Raw genomic sequence first — 20,891 nt, 5'->3', positions numbered from 1 at the left:
CATGTCCACGCTTGTGGAGCGCTTTTCGTGTACCGGTCGAATCTGGCAGGCTGTGACGCACGCACAGACGTTTTCCCTTCGATAGGAGCAGTTGCCCAGCATGGACGGCACTGGAAAGGTGACAGTCGCCCCTTTGGGGTTGGCCACCGGTATGGCCGTGCAGGAACTCGGCTGGGGTGACGATGTCGACGAGGTACTGCGCGAGCAGATCATGGACGCCATCGACGCCGATCTGCTGTACGAGGCGAACGAAGCCGTTGACGTGGTGCTGCTGTGGTGGCGCGACAGTGACGGTGATGTGGCCGACGGCCTGGTGGACGCCCTGACCGATCTCTCGCCCACCGGCTATATCTGGCTGCTGACCCCCAAGGTCGGCCGCGCAGACTACGTTGACCCGACCGATCTGACCGAGGGCGCGCTCACCGCGGGGTTGGCCGTGGCCAACCCCGCCTCGGTGTCGTCGCACTGGCAGGCGCTGAAACTGGTGCGGCCGCGAGGCGTCCGGCGCTGAGCAGGTCGCCGGTGTCGTCGGTCAACTGGCACAATGGTGCGCCGGAGTTCACGGGCGCATAGCTCAGTTGGTTAGAGCACCTGCCTTACAAGCAGGTGGCCGGGGGTTCGAGTCCCTCTGCGCCCACAATTTCAGACGTACAAGAACCGCTGACATCGGAAAATTCGGGTGTTGGTGCGAGGGCGGCGAACGGCTCGGCGAGTCGGATCGTCGCTTTTTCGTCTTCGCTGATGTCGATGCCGTCGGTGAGGGCTTGGTTCGCGAGTCGTCTGCCTTGCTCATCGGTGCGGGCGTAGATATTCGCGCAGTCAACGAATGGGCACACTGGGCTCGTGGAAGCAGCGTCACGAAGGGGCTGACGCGGTTGGTTGGTTGACGACAGGCCGCTGGGATGGTTGCTGAGCGTCAAGTGCTTCACCGATGATTCGTCCGGCGTTGGCGAATGCGCCGGGGTTTGGGCCGGAGTAGTTGAGCCGGAGGTAGCGGCCCGCAGGCTCGGCTGGGAACCAGTCGTCGCCCGCAGCAATGATGACGCCTTGGGCTTCGCAGTCGCGGGTGAGCTGGTGCAGGTTCGTCTCGTCTGGGAGCCGGAGCCAGAGGTTCAGTCCGCCGTGTGGCACTGCTTCGAGGTGGGTGGAGGGGGCGTATTCACGGAGCGCGGTGACGAGCATGTCCCGTCGCGATTTGAGTTGTTGGCGGACTGAGCGCAGGTGGGTGTGCCATGCGGGCTGTGTGACGACATCAAGTGCGACGGCTTGTAGCGCCGCGCTGACGTACATCGCTTGCGCCCCGGTGTCTGCGAGGATGCGATCACGGGCTGGGCCGCGAGCGACAAGACCTGCGACACGCACAGACGGCGACACGCTCTTTGTGAGCGAGCGTAGGTAGACGACATGCCCGCTGTCTTCGCGAGCCGCGAGGGGTACGGAGTTTGCCGTGATTCCGAAATCGTGCGCCCAATCGTCTTCGATGAGGAACGCGCCATGTTCGCGGACGATTCCGAGCACGGTATCTCCCAGCTCGGCTGACCATTGCCCGCCGGTGGGGTTGGTGAAGTTCGGTTGCGCGTAGAACGCTCGCGCGCCGGTCTGTGCGAACGCCCGGTCGAGGTCGTCGGGGTTCGGGCCGCGCGGGCCGGACGGGATCGGGATGAGCTGTACCCCGACTTGTGCGGCGGCAAGCATCGCGCCCCAGTAGCTCGGAGATTCGATCAGCAGCGGCCGCCCCGCACCGACGAGGGTACGGAAGAGCGTGCTGAGGCCGCTTTGACTGCCAGGGAGCACGACCACATCACTGGCAACAGGCGACGTGACACCGGCGGGGGTGATCGTGCCGAGTTCGGAAGCGAACCACGATTGGAGTTCGGGCAGGCCCGCCGTCGGAGGGCGACTTACCACTGCCTCGCTTCGCGCTGCGCGAGTGAACGCGGCGCGCACGAGTCGCTCGGGAAGGAGTTCCTTGTCGGGGTAGCCGGAGTGCAGCGCGATCACATCGTTCGGCGTGGTGCGCAGCGCCGACGACGAATCGGGAATGCGGTGCTGGGGTGACCCGAGTGCGGCAGTCTGCCAGCCATAGTCGTTCGGACGTGCGGTGCGGATCGCTCGAACAAAAGTGCCGACACCTGGACGCGACTCGATGACACCCTGCCCGATAAGCGTTCTCAGTGCTTTCTGAACGGTGACCGGGCTGGCCTCGAACTCGGCAACGAGCTGACGCGTCGACGGAAGCTGCGCGCCAGCGGACGCGGCAGCGATCCGTTCGCGGAGCGCAGACACGATACGGTCACTGCTACTATTGTACATGAGCCACAATGATACCGCTACTATCGAAATCGCGAAACCGCTACTAAGGTCGCGCGCTGGCCTGTGGTGGGGTCTGCTTGGCGTCACCGCGTTCTCGTTCACGGTGCCGTTTACCCGCGTCGCGGTGGAGAACGGGCACATGTCGGCGTTGTTCGTTGGTTCTGGCCGCGCAGTGATCGCGGCCATACTCGCGGCGGCGGCGCTGTTTGTCACCCGGCAGAAGGTCCCGCAGGGGAGGCAATGGCTGCAAGTTGCCGTTGTTGCGGGCGGCGCGGTCGTCGGATTCCCGCTGCTCACCTCGTTCGCACTGACGACCGTCCCCGCGAGTCACGGGGCCGTGGTGATCGCTCTGTTGCCCGCAGCTACCGCCGTCTGCGCCGTGCTGCGCACGGGCGAACGCCCCGCACCCTCGTTCTGGGTTGCGGCCGCGTTCGGTGCGGTCACAGCCGTGACCTTCGCCGTGATCCAGGGCGGCGGTCTCGGTGGGCTGCACGTCTCTGACCTGCTGCTGTTCGCTGCGGTGATCGTATGCGCTATTGGCTACGCCGAAGGCGGGCTACTTTCCCGCACGCTCGGCTCGTGGCAGACGATCTCGTGGGCACTGGTGCTCGCCTCGCCACTGATGATGGTGCTGACCGGCATGGCCGTGGTGCAGCATCCGCCCACGGGCACACCGGCCGAATGGGCCGCGTTCGCCTACCTCGCAGCGGTGAGCATGTTCCTCGGATTCTTCGCCTGGTATCGAGGCCTGGCCATCGGCCCGATGGCACAGGTCAGCCAAGTACAACTCTCCCAGCCAGTGATGAGCATCCTCTGGGCAGGTCTGCTGCTCGGAGAACACATCGGCTGGCAGACCATCCTCGGCGGCATCGCGGTAATCGGGTGCGCACTGCTCGCCGTGCGCGCCCGCAACCGCGCAGGCGTGGCCAAGGCGCTCTGAGGGACTGTACTTTCAACGGTGTAAATTCCTATCAAGGCGGAACGAGAATCGCCCGCGATGGCTGTGGAGTCGCTGAGGCTTCACTGGTCGAGCGTGTCGAGACCTCGAACAGAGTGCCCTCGTGAGGGGTTTCGACACGCTCAACCAGCGGTGGGCGCATTGAGCAGTACTTGCCTGTCAAACTTGCTGCCTGGTGGCGTGACGCTGCTGAGCAGGGGCTCGCCGAGGCCGTGCGTGCGGCACGCGAGACGACCCGACGTTGTGCGAGCGCACGATGCGGCCGGTCGCTTCCGCCGGGCGGATACTGGTCGTTCAGCGTCTTGCGATGGTCGTGATCCACTTGATGACGGTGCGGACACTGTGGCGGGCGATGGTGTCGCGGCGGGTGAGTAGATCGATGTGCCGGCCGACGTGGAGGTCTTCGATGGGCAGCAGTACCACGTGATCGGCGAAGTGGGAGCCGAGGCCGGTGTAGCGCGGCAGCAGGCCGACCGTGTTTGTGCGGGCGATGATCGCGGCGGCGACGTTGAACTCGTTGACCCGGTGGACGATGCGAATCGGCTCGCCGGCGCTGGCCGACACGGCCTGGACGAGTAGGGGCTCCAGGGGGAATCCCTCGTGCGCAGCCGACCAGGTCTCACCGGCGAGTTCGGAGAGCCGCACCGAGGGCCGTGAGGCGAGGCGGTGGGTGCGGCTCACCGCGAGGTCGATGGGCTCCTCGATCAGCGGGGTCACGCTCACCCGTGCCTCGGGCCAGGGCTCGGAGCCGAGCGGACGGTGGGCGATCACGATGTCATGGTCGGCGGCGAGCAGCGGGAACTCCTCGGTTGAGACGTCCTCGTCTCGCACCTGCACCTCCGGCCCGGCAGGCTCCGCGCCGGCTCGCTCGATGAGGGCGGGGAACCACGCCAGCCCCGCGCTGTGGAACGCGGTCGCCGTCACCGTCTCGCCGCGCTGGGCCAGAAACTCCGCGACCGCGCCCTCGGTGCGAGCCAGTGCGGCGATGACCTCTTCGGCGGCGTCCGCGACTCGCAGGCCCGCTGCGGTCAGCGTGAGCACCCGCCCGCGCTGCTCGGTCAACGGAACCGGGGTGGCGCGTTGCAACGCGGCGAGCTGCTGGGAGACCGCCGAGGGCGACAGGTGAAGGGCCTGCGCGACTGCGGTGACCGAGCCGCGGTCGCGCAGCTCCCGCAGCGTCTTGAGGTGATGCACTTCCATGAAGCAATGCTTACACGTCGGTGAAGAAGGTGCCCGTTGTTCTAAAGATGCGTGTGGGTGATCGTGGGTGCGTGTCTCGCTCCCGTCTCGTGCCCGATGCCGTCCTGCTCGTCGTGGCCGTCGTCTGGGGCGGCAGCTACCTCGCCGCGAAGGACCTCGCCGAAGCCACCTCCGCGGTCGCGGTGATGTGCCTGCGGTTCCTGCCCGCTGCCCTCATCCTGCTCGCCATCGCCGCGGTCCGCGGCCGGCTTCGCGCGGTGCGCACGGTCACCGGGCCAGGACTGCTGCTCGGCACCCTGCGGGCGGCCACCATCGCCCTGGAGACCATTGGCGTCACCCTCACCAGCGCCACCAACGCCGGCCTCATCATCGGCCTGTCCGTGCTCATCACCCCGATCCTCGAATCCACCGCGACCCGCAGGCGACTCTCCGGCCAGCTCACGGCGGCCGTGCTGCTCGGCTTCACCGGCGTCGCGCTCCTGGTCGGCGGCGAGGGCCTGTCTGCCCCGAACATCGGCGACCTCCTCATCTTCGCCGCCGCCCTGACCCGTGCCCTCCTCGGCGTCGCCGGAGCCCGCCTCACCGCAGGCGGAGCCGCCGTGCTTCCGCTCACTACCATCGAGCTCACCTGCGGCGCGATCGCCTTCACCCTGTGGGGCGGGGGCCCAGCCCTCGGCAGCCTGCCGCACCTCACCGGGCACGACTGGGCGGTGCTCGCCTACCTCAGCGTCGGCTGCACGTTGCTGGCCTTCCTCGGGCAGCTCTGGGCCACCAAGCACACCTCCGCCTCCCGTGCGGGCATTCTGCTCGGCACCGAACCGGCCTGGGCACTCAGCATTGGCATCGGCATCGCCGGCGACACCATAGGCCCTATCGGGCTCGCTGGCGGACTCGTCCTTCTCGCCGCCGTCACCTGGGGCGCCGCGCCGAGCACCACTGGCGCACGAACGCCATTCCGTCGGCGCCCGCCCGACCCGGCAGCGGTCGCACCCTCGACGCCGGCCTGGACTGCACGGACCCCGAGCCAACATCAACAGCCGCGAGCGGCCGCCCTCGCAGACTCCGCAGGTAGTGGTTGAGCGCTGGCTGAGGGCGCCGCGGGGTTCTCAGTGCCGGACACGAGTTTGACAATCACCCAGGAATTCCCACTCAAGGAGATTTGGGGACGAGTTGAGTTTCGTTGGTCGAGCTTGTCGAGGCCTCGGTCCTCTTGCTGGGGCGAGGGGTTTCGACAAGCTCAACCAGCGGTGGGTGAGCGATGTCAAAGCCCCTTGCCAACACGGCATGTTCGAGGTCTCGACCAGCCAGAATCAGCGTCTCCTTACGCCTGGTCCATATCGGCACGCACTGTGTGGCGGGTCAGCCTGGCGACTGGTAGATCGGTTCGAGGGGAGTCATCCGGGTCGACGATCAACTCGCCAGTGCCGGTGAGCCCGGCCAGTTCGCCGGTCCCGCCGATAAAGTGGCCCGCTGTGACGGTCGGATGAGCGGTGGCAAGCGGCGCCAGTTCGTGCTGCTGCTGGTCACCCTGGTGGTTACCCAGACCGGCCTGCACGCGGCTCGTCCGCTGATCTCCTACCGAACCATCGCGATGGGTGGTGGCGGGTTCGAGGTCGGCATTGCGGCCGCGGCTTTCGCGATCTTGTCGGTGCTTGCTGCGATGCCGCTGGGACGATTCACCGACCGAACCGGCCGCACCCTGACCCTGCTGGTGATCGGCACCGTGCTGTGCGCGGGGGCGATCGCCGGGCTGGCGCTGGCCCCCGATCTGGTCACGGTCGCCGCGTCGTCCACCGCGCTCGGTTTCGCTCACGTACTGCTGATGGTCGGTGCGCAGGGTCACGTCGCCAAGATCGCCACCGATGACGAACTCGACAGTGGGTTTGGCTGGACGACGGCCGCGGTCTCGGCGGGGCAACTGCTCGGCCCCCTGCTGGCCGGCTTCGCGCTCGGATCGGCAGCGGTCGATGTCGGCGGCTCGGCCCGGGCCGCCGGACTGGCTGCCGCCGTCGCCGTCGGAGCGATCCCGGTGGCGGCCTGTCTCGCACTCACCAGCCGATCTGGGCGGCACGCGGTACCACAGCCGCCGAAGTCGTCGGAGCGGGTCGGCAGCCTTGAGCTGATGCGGCGGCCCGGGGTCGCGAGCGCACTGTTCACCAGCCTGGCGCTGCTCACCGCGGTGGACATCCTGACCGCCTACCTTCCGCTGGTCGCGCACGATCGAGGCATCGATGCCACCACCGTGGGGGTGCTGCTCGGGCTGCGGGCCGCGGCGTCCCTGGCCTCGCGAATCGGAATCGGACGGCTGGCAGGCCGGTGGGGTCACGACCTGCTGGTCACCGCCAGCACCGTCGGCTCGGCGGTGGCGCTGGCCGCCATCGCACTGCCCGTCTCATCGCTGACGGTGCTGGTGCCCACCGCCCTGATCGGTGGGTTCCTGCTCGGCATCGGACAGCCGCTCACGATGACGCTGGTGGTGCGCTCGGTTCCCGCTGCAGCACGCGGCGCCGCGCTGGCCCTGCGACTGGTGTCGAACCGGGTGGGCCAGGTGGTGCTGCCCACATTGGCCGCGATCGGCACCGGCTGGCTCGGTGCGGCCGGTGCGCTGTGGTTCTCGGCGGCTGTGCTGGCGGCGTCCGGCGTCGCCCACCGGATCGACCAGCGTCCGCCCAGCAGCAACTGACCGAAGCGACCGATCAGAGCGGGACGCCGCCCACGGTGAACATGCACAGGAGGAAGGCGGCGAAGGTGCCCAACCCCCACTTCGCCGAGGTGAGCTGCCATTTGCCCATCTCGACGCCAGTCAGGTTGAGCAGCAGGTAGATGAAGCCGACCAGTGGGCTGAGCAGGTGAAAGGCCTGGCCCGCGGTGGAGGCGATGGCAATATCCATCGGGGCGAACCCGTTCTGGACGCCGACCTGGTTCAGTACCGGCAACACCCCGAGGTAGAAGGCGTCGTTGCTGAGCAGGAAGGTGCCGGGTGCCGAAGCGATCGCGGTGACCAGAGGCCAGTGCGAGCCCAGTGCGTCTGGAACCCAGTCGGAAAGCGCCTGACCCATTGCGGCGCTCATTCCGGTGCCGGCCAGGACGCCCATGAAGACACCTGCGGCCAGCACCATGATGATCACCTGGACGGCCGACGAGCCGTACTTCTCGACCACGCGGCGCTGGTCGATCAGATTGCCGTAGTTGATCACCAATGCCAGCGCAAAGCCGATCGCGAAGATGAGGGCGGCGTTCACCTTGGGCACGAATGGCACCGTGCCGCCCAGTACCAAGACCACCATCATCAGCATGGTCAGTGCGAAGTTGAACCAGATGGTGTGCGGCCGTCCCAGGTCGATGTCTTCGGGGTGGGTGGTCTTGCCCACCTCGGCGAGTTCTTCGGCGGTGATTTCCACCACGCCCAGTCGCTTACGCTCGGCCAGCCCGCGGATCACGGCCACGCCGATAACCCACAGCGCCGCCAATACCATTCCGGGGAGGATGCGACGCAGCAGTTCGCCCTCGTCCACTTTGAGTGCCGCAATGATTCGGGCGGTCGGGCCACCCCATGGCAGCAGGTTCATGATCGAGTTGGCCAAGATGATCAACACCGCAAGGTCCATCATCTTCATGTTCAGCTTGCGATACACCGGAATCATCGCCGAGCACACCACGAGCGTGGTGGTCGATCCGTCACCGTCGACCGACACCGCCAGCGACAGCACCGCCGTGCCGACCAGCACCTTCAACGGGTCGCCCTTCACCACGCGCAGGATGAACGCCACGACCGGGTCGAACAGGCCGGCGGTCAGCATCAACCCGAAGTACAGGATCGCGAACAGCAGCATCACAGCCGTGCCCGCGACGCCCGTGATCTGCAGGTCGGTGTTGCTGGTGATGCCGGCAATGCTGAACTTGAAGATGTCGGTCCAGGTGAAGGCGCCGGTGACAAAGGCGGCGACGATACCCACCACCAACGGAACCAGCACCAACGAGGTGAAGGGGGTTGCCTTCTTGGTCATGATGAGCGTCATGAATCCGGCGACAATGATCAGTCCGAATAATGCCAACATTGCGTACAACTTCCTCGTTGAAGAACCACAACACGGTGCGCGAGTGGCCGGTGGGCAGGGCACCTTCGCGCGATAGGCGTCCGCATCATCACAGAAGCCAGCAGTCGTCTGGCGAACGGTACTGCGGGTACGGGAAACTCACAACCGGGTCGCGCGCGATCTGAACCTGGCCCACCTTTCCAGGACGCCCGTGATGAGGCCGCGCGAATTGCTCGAAGCCTCGAGTAGGAATGCCTTGTCGAGCGGTGGTCGCGTGCTGGCAGCGTGAGCCGTGGCGCTCATCACGATCGCCTCGGCGCTGCCCAGGCAACTCGCGGGTAAGCTGTTCCCTCGTGGCTGCCGCTGACCTGTTCTCTGATCTCGCCGACCTCGACAAGACCCTGACGTCGATCGAGACCGTTCTCGACCCGACGGGCAAGCGGCAGCAGATCGCCGACCTGCAGCAGCAGGCGTCCGCCCCCGACCTATGGAACGACCAGGAGAACGCGCAGCGGGTCACCTCGAAGCTGTCGGTGCTGCAGGCCGAGGTTGATCGGCTGACCGGCCTGCGTCAGCGGGTGGACGATCTGGCCGTGCTGATCGAGTTGGGCCAGGAGGAGGATGACGCCGACACCCTCGCCGAGGCCGTGAAAGAACTGAACCGGCTGGCCAGCGACGTGCAGGGGCTGGAGGTACGCACCCTGTTGAACGGCGAGTACGACGAACGCGACGCCGTGGTCACCATTCGTTCCGAGGCGGGGGGTGTCGACGCGGCAGACTTCGCCGAAATGCTGTTGCGCATGTATCTGCGCTGGGCCGAGCGGCACGGCTACGCCGCCGACGTCTACGACACCTCCTACGCCGAAGAGGCCGGCATCAAGTCGGCCACGTTCACCGTCCGGGCCCCGTTCGCCTACGGAACGCTGAGCGTCGAGCAGGGCACCCATCGGCTGGTTCGAATCAGCCCTTTCGACAACCAGGGCCGGCGCCAGACGTCGTTCGCCGGGGTCGAGGTGCTGCCGGTCACCGAAGAGGCCGACCACATCGATATTCCCGAGGCCGACATCAGGGTCGACGTGTTCCGCAGCTCGGGCCCCGGCGGGCAGAGCGTCAACACCACAGACTCGGCGGTGCGGCTGACCCACCTGCCCACCGGCATCGTGGTGAGCTGCCAGAACGAGAAGAGCCAGCTGCAGAACAAGGTGGCGGCCATGAAGGTGCTGCAGTCGCGGTTGCTCGAGAAGGCGCGCCGCGACCGCGAGGCAGAGCTCAACGCGCTCAAGAGCGACGCCGGCAACTCGTGGGGCTCGCAGATGCGCAGCTACGTGCTGCACCCTTACCAGATGGTCAAGGACCTGCGCACCGACCACGAGGTGGGCAGCCCCGATGCCGTGTTCGACGGCGATCTGGACGGCTTTATCGACGCCGGAATCCGCTGGAGGCGTCAGCAGGGGGAGCGCTGATCGTCCCCGGCGGAGCAAGCAGCGTCGAACCGGTCGGGTGCGGGCGTGGCGAGTCCAGGGGCATAGCCGGCTCGCCTAGACTCCAACCTGGTCGGCTGAGCATTTCTCAGAAACTTCACCATCGTCGAACCCGACCGGAGTGCACAACGTGATCACGTTCGAAGACGTCACCAAGGTTTACGAGGGCCAGCGCCGGGCTGCCCTGTCGGGGGTCGACGTGACCATCGACAAGGGTGAGTTCGTCTTTCTGGTGGGTAGTTCGGGTAGTGGCAAGTCCACCTTCATGCGCCTGGTGCTGCGTGAGTACCGGGTCACCAAGGGCCGCATCTTCGTGGCCGGCAAAGATCTGACCAAGTTGCACGGCTGGAAGGTGCCCGGTCTGCGCAGGCAGATCGGCACCGTATTTCAAGATTTTCGGCTGTTGCCCGGCAAGACGGTTACCGAGAACGTTGCATTCGCCTTGCAGGTGATCGGCAAGCCGCAGTCGACCATCAAGCGTCTGGTGCCCGAGACGCTCGAACTGGTCGGCCTCGAGGGCAAGGGCTCGCGGCAGACTGACGAACTGTCGGGTGGCGAGCAACAGCGCGTGGCGATTGCCCGGGCGTTCGTGAACCGTCCGGCGATCCTGCTGGCCGACGAACCGACGGGCAACCTCGACCCCACCACCAGCATCGGCATTATGAAACTGCTCGACCAAATCAACCGCACCGGCACCACCGTCGTGATGGCCACCCACGACTCGACGATCGTCGACCAGATGCGCAAGCGGGTGATCGAGTTGGTGGACGGCGAGATCGTCCGCGACCAGAGCAAAGGCATCTACGGGTACTGATGACGATCTGCGACACACTCCAACCCCGCCCGTCCCGACCCGCCGAAGGAGCCCGCCATGCGGCACACCCTGCGTGAGGCCTGGTCTGGCCTACGTCGAAACCTGAGCATGACGTTCGCCGTGATCGTGACCATGTGGGTCTCGCTCACCCTCTTCGGTGGCGGCCTGCTGGGTGCGCAACAGGTGGAACTGCTCAAAGGCCGCTGGTACGACAAGATCGAGATCAGCGTCTTTCTGTGCGTCCAAGACTCCAAGGGCGGCAATTGCGACCCCGGGCAAGAGGCCACTGAAGCCCAGAAGGACGCCATTCGCCAGACCCTTGAGAGCAACCCCGAGGTGGCGACGGTCTACTACGAGAGCAAGGCCGAGGTCTGGGCCGACTTCCAGCGCGTCTACAAGGACTCGCCGGTGCTGGCCGACATGACCCAGGAGATGATGCAAGACAATTTTCGCATCAAGCTGAAGAACCCCGAACAGTACGAGGGCGTGGTGTCCGCGGTCTCGGGGCTGCCGGGGGTGCAGACCGTCTCAGACCTGCGGCAGTACCTCGACCCGCTGTTCGAGTGGCTCAACCTGGCCAAGTGGACGACCATCGGGATCAGCCTGTTGCTGTTGCTGGCGGCCTGCCCTGCAGATCGCCACCACGATTCGCATGGCGGCCTTCTCCAGGCGCCGCGAACTCGGGATCATGCGCCTGGTAGGGGCATCGAATTGGTACATCATGCTGCCGTTCCTGCTCGAATCTCTCGTCGCGGCTCTGGGTGGAGCACTTTTGGCCTGCGGATCGTTGGCGGCGCTGCAGAAGTTCTTGATCATCGACAAGGCTCAACCCTCACTCAAGAGTGTGGAGTGGATTGGCTGGTCACACGTTGGGTTGGCCATGCTCGCTGTTGTTGCAGTGGGTGTCGTGCTTTCCGTCGTCCCCACATTGATTGCCACTCGAAAGTACTTGAGGGTCTAAACACCGATCGGCCCTCGCCAACTGATTGGGGCCCAATCGTGAACCAGGTGACTTCCCCCACCTGCACAGCGAAAGACTCGAAGACCATCGCTCGGCGCTGGTTTCGTCCGCTGATCGCCGCGCTGGCGGTCGGGGTGACACTGAGCCTCGGCTCGCCGGCTGTCGCCGACGACCTGAACGACAAGCGCGACCACGTGCGCAAGGCCATCGTCGCCTCGAAACAGGATGTGTCGGAGTCGAAGGCCGAGACCACCAAGGCCTTGGCGAAGCTTGCCAAGGCACAGGCCAGCCTTGCCAAGGCCCAGCGGGCACTCACCGCGGCCAGCGACGCAGTCAGCGACGCAAAAGCCGTGGACGCCCAGATCGGCGCCCGGCTGGCCACGGCGCGTGACAAACTCGCCGCCGCCAAGCGAGCCGTCGCTAAGGCGAAGGCAGCGGTAGAGGCGCAACTCAGCCTAATGGGGCAGGCCGCGCGCGAGGCATACCAGCAGCAGACCGATCTGGTCGGGCTGAGTGTGGTGTTCGACTCTGCCGACACCGGCGACCTGTCGCAGCGGTTGCAGTGGTCGACCACCATCTTCGACGCCACCACGGCCCAGATGAAGCGGCTGCGTGACCTGCAGGCCAAGGTGGTGGAGGCTCAGAAGGAACAAGCAGCCATCGAGCAGCAGATCTCGGCCGACAAGGCCGAGTCCGAGGCCAACCTGGCCTGGCTCAAGGTGCTCCAGAGCAAGGCTGTTCTGGCCAAGGCGGGCGTGGCCAGCAAGGTGGCCGAACTGGCCAAGGCGAAGAAGGCCGCTCAAGCCGACCTCGACGCCGAGCAGGCCGAATACCGCAAGCTGCAGTCTCAAGAGGCGCAGATCTCGGCCGAGATCAAGCGCCGCGCCGCGATCGCTCGCAAGAAGGCGCTCGCGGCCGAAGCGAAGCGCCGTGCCGCCGCGAAGAAGGCCGGCAAGACCTATGTGTCGAGTGCCGAGTCGTCCAAGGGCTTCATTCGCCCGGTCAATGCCTCGCCCGGCTCGCCGTTCGGCCTGCGTTTCCACCCGATTCTGCACGTGTGGCGCATGCATCGGGGCACCGATTTCGGGGCTGCCTGCGGGCTGCCGATCTACGCCGCCAACGATGGACGGGTCGCCAGTGCCGGCCGGCAGGGGGGCTTCGGCAACTACACCGTGATTGACCACGGCATCATCGGCGGCAAATACGTCTCGACCGGTTACGCCCACCAGTCGCGGATCATCGTGAAGCGGGGGCAGAGGGTGAAGCAGGGCCAGTTGATCGGCTACGTGGGCACCACCGGACTGTCGACGGGCTGCCACCTGCACCTGCAGGTGTACGTCAACGGGGGCGTCGTGAACCCGCTGATCTACATCCCGTAGGAGATTCCGCTGGTAGGAGTGTCGAGTCAGGTGTGTGCCGGGGCGGCGACCAGCCACCTTCGCCCACCTGCAGATTCTCTTACGTAAGCGGTGCTCTTTCGTTGGTCGAGCTTGTCGAGACCTGGGTCATTACGTTGGGGCGAGGGGTTTCGACGGGCTCAACCAGCGGTGGACACGTGCGTTTGGGGAAGCGGTGCTCTTTCGTTGGTCGAGCTTGTCGAGACCTGGGTCATCACGTTGGGGCGAGGGGTTTCGACGGGCTCAACCAGCGGTGGACGTATCGATCGGAACTTCCCCTCAAGCCTTGATTCACCGATGGGCGGCCTAGATGAGTAAGTCCAAGGTCGGTGTGGCGTCTGGGGGTTGAAGGGGAGGGTGTCGCAGAGTCGGTGTTGCTAACCCATGTCAAGCTCTGGAGGCTTTGATGGACACCGATCTGGACACCCTCGCGACTGCACTCTACGTGACTGCTGATGATCTGTTGAAGGCTCATCCCGAACAGGTTCCGCAACGGCCTGAGGTCGGGTTCGTGGAGCGGATCAGTGATGCTGAGCTGATCGTGTTGGCGGTGATGCAGGCGTTCCTGGGTTACACCTCGGAGGCCCGCTGGTTGCGGTACGCCCACCGGCATCTCACCGGCATGTTTCCGTATCTGCCGCGACAATCCGGCTACAACAAGCGGTTACGGAAGCTGAACGGCACCATGGCGTGGCTCGCTGCCGAGCTGGCCCGACATGTGCCGGTCGCGAGTGATGATGTGTGGGTGGTGGACTCCACCCCGGTGGAGTGTGGCCGGTCTCGGGAGACCGCGAAACGCTCTGACTTGGCCGGATGGGCCGAGTACGGCTATTGCGCGTCCCATTCCCGTTACTTTTGGGGGCTCAGGTTGCATCTGGTGTGCACCCTGCACGGATTGCCGTTGGCGTGGGCGTTGACCGGCGCGAAAGCCAACGAACGTGACGTGGTGGAGCACCTGCTCGATTCCACTGCGGCGTTGCAGGACCGGCCCACCCGGCGACGCCAGATCATCATCGCGGACAAGGGTTACAGCGGCCGCGAGTTCGAAACCGGACTGACCGAGGTCGGGATTGATCTGCTCCGCCCGGCCCGTAAAGGAGAGAAGCCCCGACCCGGGCAGCGGTTCTTCAAGCCACTGCGCCAAATCATCGAATCGGTCAACGACACGTTGAAAGGCCAACTCGACCTCGAAGCACACGGCGGACGCACCCCGGCCGGTGTCGCCGCCCGGGTCGCGCAACGCATCCTCGCCCTCACGACCGCCATCTGGCACAACCACCAAGCAAACTCCCTAGCCAGAAGAAACCTGGTCGCCTACGACCACTAACACCCCCTGGAATTAGTCATCTAGCAAGCGGCAGCAGAGGGATGCCTTGGCGAGCCTGGCATGCGAAGGAGTATCGGGTCGTGCGGCGAGCGTGCCCGGTGCAGCCAGTGCGCGCCTGACTGGAGTCGCGCAGGAGGCGTAGATCGGTGGATCGAGGTTGCGGGAAGCGCTGGTCGACCAGCGATAATCAGCGCTTCCTCGAAGGCGGAACGAGGCCCAGTCGGCGCTGCAAGCTATTCTGAACGGCGTCCAACCAAAGGAGTTCCAGCACCATGCCACGTGAGAAGGGGCGCATCATGGTCGCCCAGAATCGCAAGGCGCGCCACGACTATCACCTGGGCGATCGCTTCGAGGCCGGCCTGGTGCTCACCGGTACCGAGGTGAAGTCGCTGCGGCTGGGCCGGGCGTCGCTGGCCGACGCCTTCGCCACGGTCGACGATGGCGAGGTGTGGCTGCGCAACGCGCACATTCCCGAGTACACCTTCGGAACCTGGACCAACCACGCCACCCGGCGCAAGCGCAAGCTGCTGCTGCACCGGCGTGAGATCGAGAAGCTCGACCGGGCCACCGCGGCGTCCGGACGCACCATCGTGCCACTGGCGGTGTACTTCAACGACGGCTACGCCAAGGTCGAACTGGCCGTGGCGACCGGCAAGAAGGACTGGGACAAGCGTCAGACCATTGCCGAGCGCGAAGCGAATCGTGATGCGGCCCGAGCCCTGGCGGCGCGCAACCGGGGTGAGTGATGGGCAGACTCGCCCTTGGCGCGTTCGTGGCCTGATCGCGCTCACGCTTGTGTTGTTGGCGATGCCCGGCGCCAGCGACGACGAGGGAAACGCCGATTTTTCGCTGGTCGAGTTGTTTGAGACCTCGAACGGAGTGCCCTCACTAGGGGTTTCGACGTGCACCACTGTTGGTTGAGCGTGTCGAACCCCTTGCCCCAGCGTGATGACTGTGGTCTCGACAAGCTCGACCAGCGGAAGCTTGGGGACGTGCTGATCTATGCGCTCACCGTTGGTTGAGCGTGTCGAAATCCCTTGCCCCAGGGTGGTGACTGTGGTGTCGACAGGCTCGACCAGCGGAAGCTTGGGGACGTGCTGATCTATGCGCTCATCGTTGGTTGAGCGTGTCGAAATCCCTTGCCCCAGGGTGGTGACTGTGGTGTCGACAGGCTCGACCAGCGAGAGTCTGCGGATCTGCAGAGATTCCGCCGGGACGGCTGCCGGGTTGGACGGCGAGGCGTCGGCGGTGAACGCGGCCGCGACGGCCGCGGCCGACCTGAGCGGAGACAGAGGTTTCGCGGCGGGTCTGTTTTCCGTGGTGGTGGTGGTGGTCGTGGCGGGGAGTCCTGCGGCGACGGGCCCGGGCCTCGGCAATCGGTCTGACAAGGGCATTCCCTGGGGACCGGTTCCGATCGACGGGGCGTCGGGGCAGCCCTCGTCCGGACCCCTGGAACACGGTCGTCACGCAGTTTTTAGTATCTGGGACCAATACATTGCTTTTCGGCCTCCCGCGTGCCTACTCTGGTAGTAACTCCACGGCGAGGAACGATTCCCGAACTCCCTGGAGCCGGCAGCACCGGCCGGTGAACAAAGCCCCCGCGGCAACCGCCGCGGACGAGGCGGACTTTTACACCCAAAGACGAGCTCCCGGGGGAGAGTTATGTCCACACCCATCATCACCAACGACTTTGTGCCGGTCGACGGCCTCGCGCCCGAGGCCAGACGGGCCCGGACCAAGACCCCGTTCACGCCCGTGATGCTCGCCGTGTCGATCGCGGCGACCCTCGGCATTCTGGCCTACGCCTGGTTTCTGCTGAACCCCGGCAATCGTGGCGACATTTTGCCCTGGGCCATGGTGATCGTCGCGGAGGCAGTTCTGATCTTTCACGCGCTGATGGCGATGTGGGCGATCCTGGCGGGACAGAAGGATCCGCGGACGTTCGCCTTTCATGACGCTCGGCGTGCCCTGTACGATCCCGCTGCCAACGAGGGTCTCAGGGTGACCGACGACCCCACCCAGTGGCCACTGCACCTGGACGGCGAGCCCGTGACCGCGGACCTGCTGATCACGGTGTATGGCGAGCCGCTGGACGTCATTCGGCGCACCGCCGTGGCGGCAAAGGCCGTCCGGGGGGCCCATCTGACCTGGATTCTGGACGACGGCAAGTCCGACGAGGTGCGCGACCTGGCCGCCGGCCTGCAGATCGGCTACATCCGCCGACTGACCAACCATGGTGCGAAGGCGGGCAACGTCAACAACGCGCTCACCGTGGCCAAGGGCGACTACTTCGTGATTCTCGACGCCGATTTCGTGCCGCGCCCAGAGTTTCTCGAAGAGACCCTGCCGTTCATGGTCGACAGCAACGTGGCGTTCGTTCAGACCCCGCAGACCTACGGCAACATGCACAACATCATCAGCCGTGGGGCCGGCTACATGCAGACGATGTTCTACCGCTTCATTCAGCCGGGTCGCACCGAGTTCAACGCCGCCTTCTGCGTGGGCACCAACGTGCTCTTCCGGCGTGCCGCAGTGCTCGACATCGGCGGCATGTACACCCAGTCGAAGTCCGAGGACGTCTGGACCTCACTGATGCTGCACGAGCGCGGCTGGAAGTCGATCTTCATCGCCAAGACGCTGGCCGTGGGCGATGCCCCCGAGACCATCGAGGCGTACACCAAGCAGCAACAGCGCTGGGCCACCGGCGGGTTCGAGATTCTCTTCACCCACAACCCGTTCAACCCCAAGCACAAGCTGACGCTCGACCAGCGCTTCATGTATTTCGTGACCGCGACCTTCTACCTCACCGGCATTGCTCCGGGCATTCTGCTGTTCGTTCCGGCACTGGAGGTCTTCTTCGACCTGCATCCGGTGAACCTGCAGGTCGACGTGGCCACCTGGTTCATGTTCTATGCCGGCTTCTACGTGCTGCAGATTCTGCTCGCCGCCCTCACCCTCGGCACGTTCCGCTGGGAGGTGCTGCTGTTGGCCGCGAACTCGTTCCCGATCTACCTACGGGCCTTCAAGAACGCCTTCATCGGGGTCGACACCAAGTGGCACGTCACCGGTGCCACCAAGAAGTCGTCCGCCTTCAACTTCATCATTCCGCAGGTGCTCACCTTCGTCTTCTTGCTGGGCGTCTCGATCGTCTCGATCTGGCGTGACCTGAACCTCGACCAGTTCAACGTGGCCACCTTCTGGAGCATCGTCAACACCCTGGCGATCGCCGCATTCATCGGCGTCGCCTTTCGCGAGGCCCGCGAGGTGCAGGGCGTCGCCGACCCGACCGATGTCGACCTGGCCGCCGCGCTGGTCGACAACCAGACCCTGGTTGCCTTGAGCCGCGACGACATCGCCAGGGCCCGCCGTCAGGTGGAGCTACTCGCCTCGGCTCCGGCCGAGGTCGCCGGCGAGTGGCTCCAAGAGCCGCCGGTCGACCCGGGGCTGGAGGTCGCGCCCGCCGATTCGACGCCGACCGAAGTCACCCCCAAGCGTGCGGTCGACACCGCAGGCATCAACTGAATGCCCTCACCGATCACACCAAGAAAGTTTTGAGGAACAGCCATCATGACCTGGATCAATCGACTCAAACTGTGGGGCGGCATCCTGGGCATCGCCGCACTCGTTTTCGCGCTCACCGTGCTGTTCAACCAGCGCCAGTCCCAGGTGGCCAGCGTCAGTGCCGCCGTGGAAGCCCCGACCTCGATCGTGGGCTCGTCCTACGGTGGCGTGGTCACTGAGGTGTTCGTCAAGCAGGGTGATGCCGTGTCGGCCGGCGACAAACTGTTCACGCTGACCAGCGTGCAGTTGCAGCAGGACGTCGGCAACGGCCTGCGGCCCACGTCGACCGACGCGTACACCATCGACACCAAGATGGGCACGATCACCTACAAAGCGGTCAGCTCCGGTTACGTCGCTTCGCTGGACGCCGCCCCCGGCAGCTTTCTCGCCGGGGGATCGTCCATGGCGGTGGTGGTCGCCGACGGCCAGCGCACCGTGACCGCGCAGTTCGAACTCGAATCGACCGACTACGGACGGGTCGAGCAGGGTGCCGATGCGCGGATCGTGCTGCCCAACAACCAGACCGTGGCCGGAACGGTCGCCGGCGTTGAGGTGAAAACCAACGACCAGGGCAAGGCGATCACGTTCGTGACGATCGACAGCGATGCGCTGCTGGATGCGAAGTTGACTACCCTGACCCGCCTCGACACGCCGGTCACGGTGATCATGGAACTGCGCGACGACGGCTGGTTGGCCGGCCCGTCCGAGGCCATGCTCGCCTTCTTCACCAAGATCGGCTTGAGGTGATTGTCATCGATACCACTCGACGTACCTTTCTCGGCGTGCTCGCGGGGGGTCTGATCGGCGGCCTGGTGGCTTGCTCGTCGTCGTCACCGACGGCGGGCGGGGCCACCGGGTCTGCCGGCTCCACCGTCACCGCGGGCGCCAGCGGCCCATCGGGCACCGTGTTCGGTGCCGATCAGGTCGGCCCGCTGGTGAGCAACATCGTCAGCAAGGCCGGCAAGGATCTCAAGCCCGAGCGGTTGGGCGAGGGCCTGCTGCCCCCGACCAACAAGTGGTTCTCGGGGCTGGTCTTCGGCGACACCGCACTGCCGGTGTTCCCGCTGCCGCTCAGCTTCGGCGTGGATGCCAAGGGCTTCGCGTTCGGCATGCCCACGGTGACCACCACCGACAAGACCATCATGGGCGGCTACGCCCCGATCATCGCCGTGGGCACCGGCTCGACCACCACCTGGCAGGTCACCGCCTACGACGAGCTCTCGGTGACGCTGACCGGCACCGCCGATGGCGACGTCGTCGGCAGCGTGCTGATCGCGGAGGGCTCACCCTTCGTCACCTTTACCGCCGCCGGTGATGTCAGCCTGACCACGAATCTGCCGTTCGCCGTGGCCGGCGACGCCTATTCGGTGCAGGGTGGGGCCTCGGTCTACGGCCTGGTCACCAAGGGCGAGGTGTCGGGCACGGCGGTCACTCTGGGCAAGGGGCAGACGGCGACCTGGTTCGCCGTTCCCGACGGTGGCTCGCTCGAGGCGATGGCACCGTTGGCCGCTGACCCGGTCACCTCGACAGCCGTCGAGTACCAGGTGGCCGACAAGGCGTCCACGACGCTGAACTACACCACGGCGGGGGGCGGCAAGACCGCCTTCGCGACCATGCCGCATCAGCAGGGCACGCTGAGCGGCCAGGGCGACGAACTCGGCAGCTACGCCAGCAGCTACGGCACGCTCAAGGTCTACGCCGGCAACAAGCTGACCTGGACAGACGAGCTGCTGGCAGCACGCCCAGGGCTGGATCTGTCGGGGCTGACCGACGCCGAGCGCACCGAGGTCGCCGAGGCGGTCAAGGCCGATGTGGAAGCGGCCGAACCGTACCCGGCCGACACCTATTTCGGCGGCAAGGCGCTCTACCGCGATGCCCAACTACTGCAGATCGCCCGCCAGGTGGGTGCCGACGACGTGGCCGACACGCTGAAACAGCAGGTCACCGCCGAGTTGGAGAAGTGGACCGACCCCAAGGGTTGCGAGGCCCGCGACGCGTTCTGCTTCTTTTACGACACCACCAACCACGGCCTGATCGGCCAGACCCCGTCGTTCGGCTCCGACGAGTACAACGATCATCACTTTCACTACGGGTACTTTCTGTACGCCGCGGGAGTGCTGGCTGCCGACGACTCGGCCCTGGCAGAGAAGCTGGCCCCGGTGATGAACCTGCTGGCGGCCGACATCGCCAGTTCGCCCGGCACCGAGTACTTCGTGTCGCGGCGCAACTTCGACAGCTACGCGGCGCACTCGTGGGCCTCGGGCACCTCGCCGTTCGCCGACGCCAACAACCAGGAGTCGGCCTCCGAGGCGGTCACCGCCTACGCGGGTCTCACCCTGTGGGCGCAGGCGTCCGGCAATGAGTCGTTGCAGGTTGAGGCCCGCTGGATGCACGCACTTGAAGGTGCCTCTGCCCAGGCCTACTGGACGAACTTCGACACCACGCAGCCGGTGTACTCCGGGTTTGGGCACTCGGTGATTCCGCTCAACTTCGGTGGCAAGCGTGACTACGCCACCTGGTTCTCGGCCGAGCCGGCTGCCGCCCTGGCGATTCTGTTGATTCCGGTCAGCCCCAGCTCTGACCAGTTGAAGGGTGACGCCGAGCGCATCGCCAAGAACGTTGCCGAAGGCATCGGCAGCAAGGGCTTCAACCAGCAGTACGGCGACTACATCCTGATGTACTCCGCACTGGCGGGGGAGGATGCCAGGGTCAAGGCCCTCGACGAACTGCGTGCTTTCGACAAGGCGAAGATCGACGACGGCAACACCTACAGCTACACGCTGGCCTGGTTGCTGAGCCTGAAGTCGTAACCCCTTCGCTGGCCGATCGTGGGGAGGCCTCC

Annotated in this window: 15 protein-coding genes, 1 tRNA gene and 1 pseudogene; 14 read left to right on the top strand and 3 right to left on the bottom strand. The window is 65.7% G+C overall.

The features are described from left to right. The first annotated feature begins 100 nt into the window (after positions 1-100). Positions 101-511, top strand: a complete 411-nt coding sequence (locus QM721_RS07925; protein ID WP_415120706.1) for a DUF3052 domain-containing protein — start codon at positions 101-103, stop codon at positions 509-511. Positions 512-563: 52 nt separating this feature from the next. Next, positions 564-637 (top strand) — tRNA-Val (locus QM721_RS07920). A 218-nt stretch (positions 638-855) separates the two neighbouring features. Here the strand turns inward: QM721_RS07920 and QM721_RS07915 are convergent. Next, positions 856-2,313 (bottom strand): PLP-dependent aminotransferase family protein, encoded by a 1,458-nt coding sequence (locus tag QM721_RS07915; RefSeq protein ID WP_415120704.1) that lies wholly within the window; start codon positions 2,311-2,313, stop codon positions 856-858. Between QM721_RS07915 and QM721_RS07910 the strand changes: the two genes are divergently transcribed. Further along, on the top strand, positions 2,312-3,253 hold the full coding sequence (locus QM721_RS07910; protein WP_415121045.1) for a DMT family transporter: 942 nt from the start codon (positions 2,312-2,314) through the stop codon (positions 3,251-3,253). The two genes, QM721_RS07915 and QM721_RS07910, sit on opposite strands and share 2 nt — an antisense overlap. Before the next feature lie 312 nt (positions 3,254-3,565). On the opposite strand, the gene QM721_RS07905 is transcribed toward QM721_RS07910, so the two are convergent. After that, the gene (locus QM721_RS07905) at positions 3,566-4,471 is read right to left on the bottom strand and encodes a LysR family transcriptional regulator (RefSeq protein ID WP_415120702.1); all 906 of its coding nucleotides are present in this window, start codon (positions 4,469-4,471) and stop codon (positions 3,566-3,568) included. 71 nt (positions 4,472-4,542) lie between these two features. Between QM721_RS07905 and QM721_RS07900 the strand changes: the two genes are divergently transcribed. Both QM721_RS07900 and QM721_RS07895 read left to right on the top strand, forming a co-directional pair. Beyond that, positions 4,543-5,550: a DMT family transporter gene (locus tag QM721_RS07900; protein ID WP_415120700.1), complete on the top strand. Its 1,008-nt coding sequence runs from the start codon at positions 4,543-4,545 to the stop codon at positions 5,548-5,550. 404 nt (positions 5,551-5,954) lie between these two features. After that, the gene (locus QM721_RS07895) at positions 5,955-7,154 is read left to right on the top strand and encodes an MFS transporter (protein ID WP_415120698.1); all 1,200 of its coding nucleotides are present in this window, start codon (positions 5,955-5,957) and stop codon (positions 7,152-7,154) included. Between the two features lie 13 nt (positions 7,155-7,167). Here the strand turns inward: QM721_RS07895 and QM721_RS07890 are convergent, their stop codons facing one another. Next, positions 7,168-8,529, bottom strand: coding sequence for a CitMHS family transporter (locus tag QM721_RS07890; protein WP_415120696.1), 1,362 nt, complete (start codon positions 8,527-8,529; stop codon positions 7,168-7,170). Positions 8,530-8,861: 332 nt separating this feature from the next. Here QM721_RS07890 and prfB point away from each other — a divergent pair, with 332 nt between their 5' ends. From prfB to QM721_RS07845, 9 genes and pseudogenes are all read left to right on the top strand, one after another. Next, positions 8,862-9,971, top strand: coding sequence for a peptide chain release factor 2 (gene prfB, locus QM721_RS07885; RefSeq protein WP_415120694.1), 1,110 nt, complete (start codon positions 8,862-8,864; stop codon positions 9,969-9,971). 148 nt (positions 9,972-10,119) lie between these two features. Next, entirely contained in the window at positions 10,120-10,803 is a 684-nt protein-coding gene (ftsE, locus tag QM721_RS07880) for a cell division ATP-binding protein FtsE (protein WP_415120692.1), read from the top strand. Positions 10,804-10,860: 57 nt separating this feature from the next. Then, positions 10,861-11,764, top strand: a pseudogene (gene ftsX / locus QM721_RS07875) (permease-like cell division protein FtsX). Between the two features lie 458 nt (positions 11,765-12,222). After that, on the top strand, positions 12,223-13,143 hold the full coding sequence (locus tag QM721_RS07870; protein ID WP_415121043.1) for a M23 family metallopeptidase: 921 nt from the start codon (positions 12,223-12,225) through the stop codon (positions 13,141-13,143). A gap of 424 nt (positions 13,144-13,567) precedes the next feature. Further along, the gene (locus tag QM721_RS07865; protein ID WP_415120690.1) at positions 13,568-14,488 is read left to right on the top strand and encodes an IS982 family transposase; all 921 of its coding nucleotides are present in this window, start codon (positions 13,568-13,570) and stop codon (positions 14,486-14,488) included. A 272-nt stretch (positions 14,489-14,760) separates the two neighbouring features. Beyond that, positions 14,761-15,234: an SsrA-binding protein SmpB gene (gene smpB, locus QM721_RS07860; RefSeq protein ID WP_415120688.1), complete on the top strand. Its 474-nt coding sequence runs from the start codon at positions 14,761-14,763 to the stop codon at positions 15,232-15,234. 916 nt (positions 15,235-16,150) lie between these two features. Next, positions 16,151-18,010 (top strand): glycosyltransferase family 2 protein, encoded by a 1,860-nt coding sequence (locus tag QM721_RS07855; RefSeq protein ID WP_415120686.1) that lies wholly within the window; start codon positions 16,151-16,153, stop codon positions 18,008-18,010. Between the two features lie 45 nt (positions 18,011-18,055). Next, a complete protein-coding gene (locus QM721_RS07850) occupies positions 18,056-18,796 on the top strand; it encodes an HlyD family efflux transporter periplasmic adaptor subunit (protein WP_415120684.1) in 741 nt (246 codons plus the stop codon). A 35-nt stretch (positions 18,797-18,831) separates the two neighbouring features. Then, on the top strand, positions 18,832-20,859 hold the full coding sequence (locus QM721_RS07845; protein WP_415120682.1) for a glycosyl hydrolase: 2,028 nt from the start codon (positions 18,832-18,834) through the stop codon (positions 20,857-20,859). Positions 20,860-20,891: the final 32 nt, after the last annotated feature.

This window comes from Micropruina sp., from assembly GCF_047602085.1.
Classification (GTDB): Bacteria; Actinomycetota; Actinomycetes; order Propionibacteriales; family Propionibacteriaceae; genus Micropruina.
Note: the sequence above shows the minus strand (reverse complement) of the source record. Positions and strands in the feature narration are given on the sequence as shown.